This window comes from Desemzia sp. C1 (assembly GCF_020882875.1).
GTDB lineage: Bacteria > Bacillota > Bacilli > Lactobacillales > Carnobacteriaceae > Desemzia > Desemzia incerta.
Map to the genome: position 1 here is coordinate 1917024 of NZ_JAJIZP010000003.1, position 12331 is coordinate 1929354.

The window sequence follows — 12331 nt, forward strand, 5'->3', positions numbered from 1 at the left end:
AATGTGGCAGATAGATGGAGTGAAAGAGTTCGCACCTTAACTGGGGAGGTCTCATGACGTTATACCAAATACACTTAGTGATAAGTGCTTGACTCATGAGAAGTCAGCAGAGGTCGTAGTAGTGAAGACAGCTAGTGAAAGCTAGAAAGAGCGAAGGACCGAACAATTTTATCGTTACAAACATCTTTATTGGAGGCCGCCAAAGACTATTGGCTACGACAGCGTAAAAGTAGATAGCTGCCTTACGAGAGCAGAAAAGGAGTAACAAGCATGCAGGAAAACAGGACACTGGATAGAATCCTATCCAGAAATAATTTAAACGAAGCCTCTCGACAAGTGGAACGGAATAAAGGTGCCGCAGGCATTGACGGTATGTCTATCGAAGAGGCTAAAGAATATCTTCGTCAGCACAAAGAAGAGCTTATTCAGACTATTCGTCAACGTCACTATCAACCTAAACCTGTCAGAAGAGTAGAAATACCTAAACCATCGGGTGGGGTCAGACTACTGGGTATACCGACAGTGATTGACCGAGTTATTCAACAAGCGATTGCACAAGTTCTCACACCCATTTTTGACGAACACTTCCACAACAGTAGTTATGGATTCCGTCCAAACCGCAACGCCCATATGGCTATAGCGCAAGGGCTAAGAGATATGAACGAAGGTTATCACTGGATTGTCGACATTGATTTAGAGAAGTTCTTTGACACTGTTAACCATGATCGACTGATGAATCTAGTTTCTCGGAAAATAACCGATGGTGATGTGATATCATTGATTCGGAAATATCTCGTGAGTGGCATTATGGTAAACGGAGAATATGAGGAAAGTCCAGTTGGCACTCCCCAAGGGGAAACCTCTCGCCATTATTGAGTAATATCCTCTTAAATGAACTCGACCAAGAACTAGAGAGAAGAGGTCTACACTTCGTGCGATACGCAGATGACTGCATTATCCTCGTTAAGAGCGAATTCGCAGCAAGGCGCGTAATGCGTTCGGTTACACGATATATTGAGGAAACTCTGGGTTTAACTGTGAACACGAGTAAATCGAAAATCATTAAACCTAATGACCCAACCTTTAAATTCTTGGGATTTGGATTCTATTGGTCGAAAGCAGATAAAGGCTATCAAGCAAAGCCTCATGCCATATCAATCGAGACGTTTAAATATAAGCTTCATCAGCTAAGCAAGAAAAGCTGGGGCATTGATATGGCTTACCGCATCGTTAAATTGAATCAAGTCATCAGAGGATGGGTGAACTATTTCAAAATAGGAAATATGCACACAAAACTCAAGAAAATAGCGAGTCATCTTCGTTATCGACTGAGGATGTGTATCTGGCACCAATGGAAAACAGCCAAAAATCGAAGAAGAGCCCTCACTAAACTAGGGATGAGCGACTACAACGCCTACATGAATAGCCACAGTTCCAAAGGAACTGCCCGAATAGCCCTGTCCTGGGTTATGACAACCACAGTAACCAATAAGATACTAGCCTTCAAAGGTCTAGTATCTCCAGATAGTTACTATTTAAAACAAAAGCATGTTATATGAAATTGAACCGCCGTATACCGAACGGTACGTACGGTGGTGTGAGAGGACGATAAATAAATTAATTATTTATCTCCTACTCGATTATTGCTCTTAGAGAGCCTTTCTTTTCAAGGTAATTCTTGTTAAAATTAGAGGGATAGAAAATAAAATACAAACTAGTATATGAGTAATCTTATAATACATAAGATACGAGAGAAGAGGATTTTTAATGAGGTTGATTTTTGTTGGAGATGTTGTAGGTTCACTTGGAAGAGAGATGGTTCACGAGTACCTGCCAAAAATAAAAAAAATCTATAAACCGCAAGTAACCATTTTAAATGGCGAAAATGCAGCGTCTGGTCGCGGTATCACAGAAAAAATATACAAAGGATTTTTACAAGATGGCGTAGATGTGGTTACCATGGGGAACCATACGTGGGATAATCGAGAGATATTTGAATTTATCGACGATGCCAAAAAAATGATTCGTCCAGCTAATTATCCCGAAGGTATGGTCCCGGGAGAGGGAATGACCTTCGTAAAAGTGAATACTCAAGAATTGGCGGTCATCAACCTTCATGGAAGAGTTTTTATGAATGATGTAGACGATCCCTTTAGAAAAGTTGACGAGCTGATTGAAATAGCTAAAGAGCGGACAGATCATATTTTTGTGGATTTCCATGCGGAAACAACTAGCGAAAAACAAGCTATGGGATGGTATCTAGATGGACGAGTATCTGCTATGGTTGGAACACACACGCATGTACAAACAAATGACGCTCGTATATTGCCGGAAGGAACGGCTTATTTGACTGATACAGGTATGACAGGCCCTTATGATGCCGTTTTGGGAATGAAGAAAGAACAAGTATTGCGCAAATTTTTAACGCAAATGCCGACACGATTCGAAGTACCTAAAGAGGGACGACAAATGTTATCTGCGTGTTATATTGAAATAGATGACCAAACAGGAAAAGCAAAAAAAATCGAACCCATTATGATTAATGAAGATCGTCCTTTTGGGTTGGATCGTTAAATTTTAAGATAGAATGAAAAGAAAATAGGGGGAATCAGTACACATGCCGCAAAAAACAAAACATACCCCAATGATGGAGCAATATTTGAACATCAAAGCACAATATCCAGACGCGTTTCTTTTTTATCGTTTAGGCGATTTTTATGAAATGTTCAATGAAGATGCTGTAAAAGCTTCACAAGTATTGGAAGTAACTTTGACAAGTCGAAATAAAAATGCTGAAGACCCTATACCGATGTGTGGAGTGCCTTATCATGCAGCGCAAGGGTATATCGATACGTTGATCGAAAAAGGATATAAAGTAGCTATTTGTGAACAGGTAGAAGATCCTAAGACAACTAAAGGGATGGTTAAACGTGAAGTAGTTCAAGTAGTGACTCCAGGGACAGCTATGGATCTGAAGAGCCAAGATGGAAAAAGCAATAACTATTTGACCGCTTTGTTTATTGATGAAACCAATCATTATCACTTAGCTTATGTGGATTTGAGTACAGGAGAGTTGAAGGTTACTCAAATAGACACGAAAGAAGAATTAATCAGTGAATTGATCAGTCTTAAAACGAAAGAAACTGTCTTCATGGAAGGCGAATCGATTGAAGAACAAGCAGAATTGAATACTAAGTTGGGAATATTGATCTCGACTCAAAAAACGGTTGAGTCAGCCGAACCATTGATTCATTTGTTGGGAAGCGTAGAGTCAAAGAATAAGCGTTTTGTGCTGAATTTATTGTTATCTTATTTGTCAGAGACACAAAAAAGAAGTTTGGATCATCTGCAGACAGCTGAAGAATATACGCCTTCTCATTATTTGAAGATGGATCATTATTCTAAACAAAATTTGGAGCTGACTAGTTCTATTCGAGATGGACAAAAAAAAGGAACGTTGTTGTGGCTGTTGGATGAAACGAAGACAGCAATGGGAGGACGTCTGTTAAAGCAATGGATCAACCGTCCTTTAGTTCATAAAGAGAAAATCGAAGCTAGACAGCGTATAGTAGAGAACCTGCTGAACCACTTTTTCGAACGCAGTGATTTAAACGAAGTGTTAACGAAAGTTTATGATTTAGAAAGACTTGCTGGAAGAATCGCTTTTGGAAACGTGAATGGACGCGACTTGATCCAACTAAAAACTTCATTAAATCAAATCCCCCTTTTAAACAATTTAATCCAAGGGATGAACGAGAACGAAGAATGGACCAGCTTGTTGAAGCAATTAGATCCTGTAGCAGAAGTCAGCGACTTGATTGAAACAGCCATTCATGATGAGCCGCCTATTGCCATCAAAGATGGTGGTATCATTAAAGACGGATACAATGCTAAGTTGGATGAGTACCGGGACGCCATGAAAAACAGCAAGCAGTGGATTGCTAGTATGGAAGCAGAAGAAAGAGTGAAAACTGGAATCAATACCTTAAAAATTGGATACAATAAAGTATTCGGTTATTATATCGAAATTACTCGAGCAAACTTGGTTCATTTGCCTGAAGGAAGATATGAGAGGAAACAAACCCTTTCTAATGCAGAGCGGTTCATCACTCCTGAACTGAAAGAAAAAGAAGCGATCATTTTAGAGGCAGAAGACAAATCTACGGCTTTAGAATATGAATTGTTTGCTGAAATCAGAGAAACGGTCAAAAATTCCATTGAACGGTTGCAAAACTTGGCTAAAGCTGTGGCTACTGTGGATGTATTGCAAAGTTTTGCTACAGTGAGTGAGAAATACCATTATGTTCGTCCATTGATGGAAAAAGGCAGTCAAGAAATTGAATTGATTGATGGCAGACATCCGGTAGTGGAAAAGGTTCTGGGGCAGCAAATCTATGTACCAAATGACGTTGAAATGGATAAAGATACGCAGATCATGCTGATCACAGGACCCAATATGTCCGGTAAGAGTACCTACATGCGTCAGTTAGCATTAACAGTGATCATGGCACAGATAGGCTGTTTCGTACCGGCTAATAAAGCCAAACTGCCTGTATTTGATAAAATTTTTACACGTATTGGTGCTGCAGATGATTTAATTTCTGGTCAAAGTACCTTTATGGTGGAAATGATGGAAGCTAACCAAGCTTTGACCTATGCCACAAAGGACAGCTTGATTTTATTTGATGAAATCGGGCGCGGAACGGCAACGTATGATGGAATGGCTTTAGCAGAAGCGATTATTGAATACATTCATCAGCATGTTCATGCTAAGACATTGTTTTCGACTCATTATCATGAACTGACTGCTCTAGAACAAGAGTTGGAACAGTTGAAGAATTGTCATGTAGGAGCTATCGAAGAAGAAGGCGAATTGGTCTTTCTGCATAAAATGCTTCCTGGCCCATCGGATAAAAGTTATGGAATCCAAGTAGCAAAACTAGCAGGGTTGCCGGAAGAATTGCTGGAAAAAGCAGCAACGATTTTGAAAAAATTGGAACAACAAAAACCAGTAGTGCAGGAAATGGCGGAGTCAGTTGCAGAAAACACACCAAAAATTCAGTCGACTGCGCTTAAAACAAAAAAAGCCCCGGTAGAAAGTACTGCAGAGCAGCAGATATCGCTGTTCAGTTTAGAAGATCCTCAAGAGAAAGAAGTTATTCAGTTGTTGAAAAATATCAATTTATTGACTCTTACGCCATTAGAAGCCATTAATGAATTGAACCGTCTGCAACAGAAGTTACAGAATAAAGAATCATAATAAAGGAGATGGGATAAGTGGCTAAAATTGAAGAACTTTCAGAAATGCTTGCCAACCAGATCGCAGCGGGCGAAGTTATTGAAAGACCGGCGTCAGTTGTGAAAGAACTGGTGGAAAATGCCATCGATGCTCATAGCACCCAAATCGATATCCGTATTGAAGAAGCAGGATTAAGAAAAATCCAAGTGATCGATAACGGGGATGGAATCCCTTCTTCAGAAGCGGAAAAAGCATTTAAGCGGCATGCCACAAGTAAAATCCATTCAAGAGATGATTTATTCCGTATTCGGACATTGGGGTTTAGAGGAGAAGCTTTGCCTAGTATTGCTTCTGTCTCAGAAGTGACTCTAGAAACTTCTACAGGCAAGGAAAAGGGTACTTACTTGCATTTAAAAGGCGGGAAAATAATCGAACAACGATCAAGTGATGCTCGTAAGGGATCAAAAATCACCGTTGAGAATTTATTTTTCAATACACCTGCTCGGTTAAAGTATGTCAAGTCCCTACAAACAGAGTTGGCTAATATAGGAGATATGATCAACCGTCTAGCTATGAGTCATCCTGATATTGCTTTTCGATTAGTTCACGATGACAATCAAATGCTGAGGACAGTCGGCAATGGAGACTTGCGTCAGACACTAGCTGGAATATACGGCGTACAAACCGCTAAAAAAATGCGCCCGATCGCAAATGAAAATTTAGATTTCAAAATAGGCGGCTATATATCTTTACCGGAAGTAACCAGGGCCAGCCGAAACTACTTGTCCATTATGGTAAACGGTCGGTACATTAAAAATTACCTATTGAACAAAGCTATTATTGAGGGTTACGGTTCAAAATTGATGGTAGGACGTTTTCCGATTGCGGCCATTACGATCGATATGGACCCTTTGTTAGTAGATGTGAATGTCCACCCGACAAAACAAGAAGTTCGGATCAGCAATGAAAAAGAGCTGATGGATCTATTGACAGAAGCCATTCGACAGTCTTTAAGTAAAGTACAACTGATTCCGGATGCCTTAGAGAATTTAGGCTTTAAAAACAAATTCAATAAATCGACTGATAAGGCCGAGCAGATCCGATTAGATATGACTGAAGATCGGACAGATGAAATAAAAGAATCTTCCTCTTGGGTTAGATCAGAAAAAGAAAGTCGACTTGATGAGGAAACATCCGGTTCTGTTCATCTTACTGAAGAAGGAATAGAAAAGGCTGGAAAAACGAATTTTTACGTAAGCGAAGATACGGAATTGAATAAGGCTTCACTTTCCAGAGAAGTTGCTGAGATGGATTCTACGTCGGTTTTTGAACAGGATGTTTCCAGTGAATTGATCGAGCTGCATCAAGAGTCGCATATCAAAGCAGCCGAAAAAATGCTGGCAGAAGAAGAGGAAGTAAAGCAGTTGCCGTCATTAGAGTATATTGGTCAAATGCATGGGACTTATTTATTCGCTCAAAACGAGAATGGTTTGTATATTCTAGATCAACATGCAGCACAAGAGCGCATCAAGTATGAATATTTCCGTAAAAAAATTGGCGAAGTCAGCTCGGATCTGCAGGAATTGCTAGTGCCGATTATGTTGGATTATCCAAATAGTGATGCCTTAAAAATTCAGGAAAATAAAGAGGCTTTAGAAAAAGTAGGCATCTATTTAGAGCCTTTTGGACAAAACAGCTTTTTGCTTCGAAGACACCCAATTTGGTTCACTTCTGGAGAGGAAGAAAAAATCGTACGAGAGATGATCGACCTTCTTTTAGAAAGCGGGTCAGTTTCAGTAGCGAAGTTTAGAGAAGCTACAGCTATCATGATGAGCTGCAAGCAATCGATCAAAGCTAATCATTATTTGAATGATCAAGAAGCTCGGCAACTACTAAGAGATTTAGGCTATACGGAGAATCCATATAATTGTCCGCACGGAAGACCAGTGATCATTCATTTTGGCAATAAAGATATGGAAAAAATGTTCAAACGGATACAAGATCCTCATTAAAAAAAGATGAAGGACGAAAGGGGATTTCAGGTGCAGTTAGCACCGACTAACAGATGAAAGAAAAAATCAATCGCTTCATGCAAGGCAGATATGGAATAGACAATTATTCAAAATTCTTAGTGATTATAAGTTTGGTATTGGTTTTGTTAGCGAACATCACTTCATTTTCAGTATTTACTTTTTTAGGTTTAGGGACGTTGATCTATGCTTATGTAAGAGTGCTGTCTAACAAACCTGCGAAGCGCTGGAGAGAAAACCAGCTTTATTTGCAGAAAAAAAGAAAGTTTTTAACTCGTATCAAAAAGATACCAAATGAAGTAAAACAACGAAAACAATATCGGTATTATCGTTGTCCTTCGTGTAAACAAAAAGTACGTGTTCCTAAAGGCAAAAACAAAATAAGGATCACGTGTCCTTCTTGTGGGACACAATTTGTGAAAAAGACGTAACACGATATGGTAAAAAGGCAGGAGAAAGTTGATGGATGATGCAGCAGTAGGATTATTGATGTTAGGAATATTAAGTGTTTCAGGATTGGCAATGATTATTATAGGTTACGCAATCAAAAAAAGAACTGAAAACAAACTGGATCGTTGCACTCGAAAAACAGAAGGCGAAGTAACGGGATTCGACGCTAGAGGCAATGGATTATATTTCCCTATTGTACGTTTTGAACACAAAGGCACCCCCTATAAAGCGCGTTTGATTTATCGAGCAATCGCGGTAAAGTCGAGTAATCTTTATGGGGAAACTGAAGTAACGGGAGATAAATTTGACCAAACGCTGCACGTAAAACGAAACAGCATGATGTCTCGAAATCCCTTAGAATCTCTTTTCCCTATTGGTTCTTCCTTAGAGGTTTATTACAATGAGTTGAATCCAAAAGAAAACTATGTTCATCGCAAACCAAAAAGTCTTATGCCGATGATTTTAATGTTGTCGGGTGCGAGTTCTATTCTAGTAGGACTGATACTGTATGTTGTCTTTACTTCTATTGGATAATTAGGCTAATCCAATTCATTGAAAAAATTCGATGCATGATATATACTAATAGTAAGTGAAAAGCACACTGTTACAAGAAAGCAAGGATGGAGTGAAATAGAATGGCAAAATATTCAGAAGAAGAATTGAAGCAACGCTTGACTCCAGAACAATTTGAAGTCACTCAAAATGAAGGAACAGAAAGACCTTTTACAGGCGAATACGATGATTTTTATGAAGATGGAATTTATGTAGATGTAGTAAGTGGCGAACCACTATTCTCATCTAATGATAAATACGATGCGGGTTGTGGATGGCCTTCATTTACTAAACCAATTGAAACGAAAGATGTCATTGAAAAAATGGATACACGTTACGGCATGCGCAGAATCGAAGTGCGCAGCAAAGAAGCGGACTCTCATTTAGGACACGTATTTCCAGATGGACCAACAGAAGCTGGAGGATTACGTTACTGCATCAATTCAGCAGCTATGCGTTTTGTGCCGGTTGAAAAATTAGAAGAAGAAGGCTATGCAGAATACCGTAAGCTATTTGCTTAACCTCATCAAAAGTAGGAAAAAGCTGTCTCTCTTGTGAGACAGCTTTTTTTGTTCTCTGGTAAATTATGCTGATACGAATATTACTGACAATTTTGGTTTTATCTTATTAAAGTATGTGTAAAATAGTTCTCGAGAGCCAATAATTTTACTGGAAAAAAGAAAGAAGGCACTTTATCATAAATGTATGCTTTGCAGGGCAAATACATAAATGAAAGAGGCCTTCTTATGGATAAGATTATATCAAAGGTTTATCAAATAATAAAGGATTCAAGCAACTTAATAGAAACAGAAGAAGCGATTCAAGGCTATATGTATGATGTGTTCGCTCAGTTAATGGGTCAGATTTTGTCGAACTTCAACGAAGTGATCAAAGAGGAAAAACAACGTGAAGGTTGGAAAGTAAAACGAGCAGATTGGAAAACGGTTCAATTTATTTTCGGTCCCGTTCGGTACCGGCGTACGCTAATGGTGGATACTAATAATCAGAACCATTATCCACTAGATGAATGGTTAGGCATTCGAAAATATCAACGCCATAGCCCACTAGTAGAAGTAAAAGTGGCAGAGTTGGTGAGTAAAGCTACTTATCGAGATACCGCAGCTATTCTAAACGAATGGACGGCCATTACGCTGAGTCATCAAACAGTCGGCAGTCTTCTTAAACGCGTTGGAGCAGCACAATCACGTGAGGATGAAGAAAATGTATTGGAACTAGAAGAAGCCACGGAGTTGCCCGAAGGAAAAAAGGTGGACTATTTTTACGCCGAAGCGGATGGGGTTTTTGTACGTGGGACAGAAAAGAAAAAAAGCTTAGAAGTTCGTCATGCCATCCTTTACGAAGGCTGGGAGAAAAACGGAAAGCGCGTTTCTTTAAAAGAACCTAAAGCCATCATGACGACTAAAAAAACCGCTGGTTTTTGGGCAGAAGTCCAAGCTTTTACAGCGAATCATTATGCCTTACAGCAAGCTCAAATCATTACCAATAGTGACGGTGGACAAGGGTATACCGCAGACAAATTCCAAGAAGCTTTTTCTCAATCGAACTATCCTGTTTTAAATCAACTAGACTCTTATCATGTCTTCCAAGGCTTAAACCGCGCGTTTGGATCGCAAACTAACGTTTTTAAACAGCATGTCCGTCAAGCATTAAAAACGCATGATTTAGATGAATTAACTATTTGGTTGGATACGTATGAAAGTACATTAGACGAGACACCGGCAGTGGAAAAATTGAATACGTTCAGAACATACGTATTACGGAATTGGGATCGGATTTTCGACTGGCGTGAAAAAGCAGAACAAGTGCCGAAGGACGCAAGAGGTTTAGGCGCAATGGAGTCGAATCAACGGCATATTTCTTTTCGAATGAAAAAACGTGGGATGCATTGGAGCGCAGAAGGCTGTGAAGCTATGGTAAAAGTAAAACAAGGCATGTTCAATCACACCTTACGCGAAGCCTATCTTCATCAGCAAAATAGAAGTACTCGGCAACAACGCAAGTTGAAACAAACGGTTCGTTTATCGTCGTTATTGCATGAGAAAACACGGCAATCAGTTGGTGCAAAGAATGGGACGATTCCATTATATGCCTCTCATTCATCGGCAATAGGACAATTAATCAAAAGTTTTCGTTAATTCCTGTCTTTTGGGAGAAGGTTCCTGGTTTTAGGAACGTTCTTCCAAAAGATGGGCCAGCAAGCGGCGGAGCCGTGCGGTAGCTGACAAGTGTACAAAAATAGAGTGCCTAAACTAGCGGAGTAATAGGACGCTCGAGAAAAACTTGACACAAACCTTATTAAAGGTGTATTGGTGATTTAAATCAGATTGTGCTAGAATAAAGGGAACAAGTGTGCTGTTTTTATCGAAAGAATGGATAGGAGAAATTAACTTATGTATGAATACATAAAAGGCATACTGACGTATGTTAGTCCAGCCTATGTAGTAGTAGAAAATCAAGGGATGGGTTATCAAATCCATTCAGCAAATCCGTATCGCTTTTCCACTAAAATGAATGAAGAAGTGCTGATATACGTGTATCAAGCTGTTCGTGAGGATGATATCACGTTGTACGGCTTTAAAGATCTAAATGAAAAAAAGCTGTACCTAAAATTATTGAATGTATCTGGTATTGGTCCAAAGAGTGCATTGGCTATCTTAGCGAACGAAGACCATTCGGGATTGGTTCAAGCTATTGAACACAATGATGCCAACTATTTAACTAAATTCCCGGGAGTAGGCAAAAAAACGGCTTCTCAAATCGTATTGGATTTGAAAGGGAAATTAGGTGATCTCGATGTCGAATGGGCTCAAGGAACGGCTTTGACGTTTGACAGCGTAGAAGGAAATGTCCATATCACAGAAGCATTAGAAGCGTTAAAAGTTTTAGGGTATTCTGCTCGAGAGATCAAAAAAGTATCAGGAGAATTAGAAAAAATCCAGCATGATACAACAGATGCTTACTTGCGTGAAGCCTTAAAATTAATGATGAAAAAATAAGTCTATAGAAAGAGGTGAGTGCATATGACTTATGAGGAACGGATTATTTCTGGTGATATTGAAGGTGTCCAAGAAGAAATGGTTGAGAAATCACTACGTCCCCAATACTTAAGACAGTATATTGGACAGCATCTTGTCAAAAAAGAGTTGTCTATCTATATTGAAGCGGCTAAATTGAGAGAAGAAGCATTAGACCATGTATTGTTGTATGGACCACCAGGACTTGGTAAAACAACAATGGCGATGGTCATAGCCAATGAACTGGGCGTCAACATCCGAACGACCAGCGGACCTGCAATCGAGAAATCTGGTGATCTGGTAGCACTGTTGAATGATTTAGAAGCGGGAGATGTGTTGTTTATCGATGAAATCCATCGTTTGCCGAAAGTAGTAGAGGAAGTTTTGTATTCTGCGATGGAAGATTATTTTATAGACATTATTGTAGGCGAAGGTCCAACTGCACATCCTGTGCATTTTCCATTACCGCCATTTACATTGGTAGGAGCTACGACACGAGCAGGACAATTATCAGCACCCTTACGCGATCGATTCGGAATCGTCTCTCATATGGAGTACTATTCGGTGAAAGACTTGACTGATATCGTTTTGCGGTCAGCAGATATCTTTGAAACCCACATTGAAGAGAGTGGAGCTGTAGAAATTGCCCGACGTTCGAGAGGAACACCTCGTGTAGCTAATCGTTTGTTGAAACGTGTTCGTGATTATGCTCAAGTCCAAGCAGACGGAGTTGTCACAAAAGATACCGCACACTCTGCTCTCACCATGCTGCAAGTCGATGATAAAGGTTTAGACATCGTCGACCAAAAATTATTAAGAATGATGATTGAGAGTTATAACGGAGGTCCTGTAGGATTATCAACGATTGCTGCAAATATCAGCGAAGAGATTGAAACAATCGAAGATATGGTCGAGCCGTTCTTATTGCAAAATGGGTTGATTCAGAGAACTCCGCGCGGTAGAATAGTCACTGCTGTAGGATACGAGCACTTAGGCTATCCTTTACCTGCCACAGAAAACTAGAT

General features: G+C 39.6%; 9 protein-coding genes and 1 pseudogene. All 10 read left to right on the forward strand.

Annotated elements, in window-relative coordinates:
• Nucleotides 1-270: 270 nt before the first annotated feature.
• The 10 genes and pseudogenes from ltrA to ruvB all read left to right on the forward strand — a co-directional run bounded on the left by ltrA (nucleotide 271) and on the right by ruvB (nucleotide 12329).
• Nucleotides 271-1559, forward strand: a pseudogene (gene ltrA, locus LMF32_RS09785) (group II intron reverse transcriptase/maturase).
• A 208-nt stretch (nucleotides 1560-1767) separates the two neighbouring features.
• Entirely contained in the window at nucleotides 1768-2574 is an 807-nt protein-coding gene (locus tag LMF32_RS09790) for a TIGR00282 family metallophosphoesterase (protein WP_230524633.1), read from the forward strand.
• A gap of 43 nt (nucleotides 2575-2617) precedes the next feature.
• Nucleotides 2618-5260 (forward strand): DNA mismatch repair protein MutS, encoded by a 2643-nt coding sequence (gene mutS, locus LMF32_RS09795; protein ID WP_230524634.1) that lies wholly within the window; start codon nucleotides 2618-2620, stop codon nucleotides 5258-5260.
• A gap of 17 nt (nucleotides 5261-5277) precedes the next feature.
• On the forward strand, nucleotides 5278-7251 hold the full coding sequence (gene mutL, locus LMF32_RS09800) for a DNA mismatch repair endonuclease MutL (protein ID WP_230524635.1): 1974 nt from the start codon (nucleotides 5278-5280) through the stop codon (nucleotides 7249-7251).
• 53 nt (nucleotides 7252-7304) lie between these two features.
• Nucleotides 7305-7700, forward strand: a complete 396-nt coding sequence (locus LMF32_RS09805; protein ID WP_230524636.1) for a hypothetical protein — start codon at nucleotides 7305-7307, stop codon at nucleotides 7698-7700.
• A gap of 31 nt (nucleotides 7701-7731) precedes the next feature.
• The gene (locus LMF32_RS09810; protein WP_230524637.1) at nucleotides 7732-8253 is read left to right on the forward strand and encodes a DUF3592 domain-containing protein; all 522 of its coding nucleotides are present in this window, start codon (nucleotides 7732-7734) and stop codon (nucleotides 8251-8253) included.
• A gap of 101 nt (nucleotides 8254-8354) precedes the next feature.
• The gene (gene msrB, locus LMF32_RS09815; protein WP_092479774.1) at nucleotides 8355-8792 is read left to right on the forward strand and encodes a peptide-methionine (R)-S-oxide reductase MsrB; all 438 of its coding nucleotides are present in this window, start codon (nucleotides 8355-8357) and stop codon (nucleotides 8790-8792) included.
• A gap of 225 nt (nucleotides 8793-9017) precedes the next feature.
• A complete protein-coding gene (locus LMF32_RS09820; RefSeq protein WP_230524638.1) occupies nucleotides 9018-10427 on the forward strand; it encodes an ISLre2 family transposase in 1410 nt (469 codons plus the stop codon).
• 255 nt (nucleotides 10428-10682) lie between these two features.
• Nucleotides 10683-11288: a Holliday junction branch migration protein RuvA gene (gene ruvA / locus LMF32_RS09825; RefSeq protein ID WP_092479773.1), complete on the forward strand. Its 606-nt coding sequence runs from the start codon at nucleotides 10683-10685 to the stop codon at nucleotides 11286-11288.
• 24 nt (nucleotides 11289-11312) lie between these two features.
• Entirely contained in the window at nucleotides 11313-12329 is a 1017-nt protein-coding gene (ruvB, locus tag LMF32_RS09830; RefSeq protein WP_230524639.1) for a Holliday junction branch migration DNA helicase RuvB, read from the forward strand.
• Nucleotides 12330-12331 lie beyond the last annotated feature (2 nt).

Coding starts and splice junctions, on each gene's coding strand:
- mutS (WP_230524634.1), top strand. CDS start 2,618: ATGCCGCAAAAAACAAAACATACCCCAATGATGGAGCAATATTTGAAC.
- ruvB (WP_230524639.1), top strand. CDS start 11,313: ATGACTTATGAGGAACGGATTATTTCTGGTGATATTGAAGGTGTCCAA.
- LMF32_RS09810 (WP_230524637.1), top strand. CDS start 7,732: ATGGATGATGCAGCAGTAGGATTATTGATGTTAGGAATATTAAGTGTT.
- LMF32_RS09805 (WP_230524636.1), top strand. CDS start 7,305: ATGAAAGAAAAAATCAATCGCTTCATGCAAGGCAGATATGGAATAGAC.
- msrB (WP_092479774.1), top strand. CDS start 8,355: ATGGCAAAATATTCAGAAGAAGAATTGAAGCAACGCTTGACTCCAGAA.
- ruvA (WP_092479773.1), top strand. CDS start 10,683: ATGTATGAATACATAAAAGGCATACTGACGTATGTTAGTCCAGCCTAT.
- LMF32_RS09790 (WP_230524633.1), top strand. CDS start 1,768: ATGAGGTTGATTTTTGTTGGAGATGTTGTAGGTTCACTTGGAAGAGAG.
- LMF32_RS09820 (WP_230524638.1), top strand. CDS start 9,018: ATGGATAAGATTATATCAAAGGTTTATCAAATAATAAAGGATTCAAGC.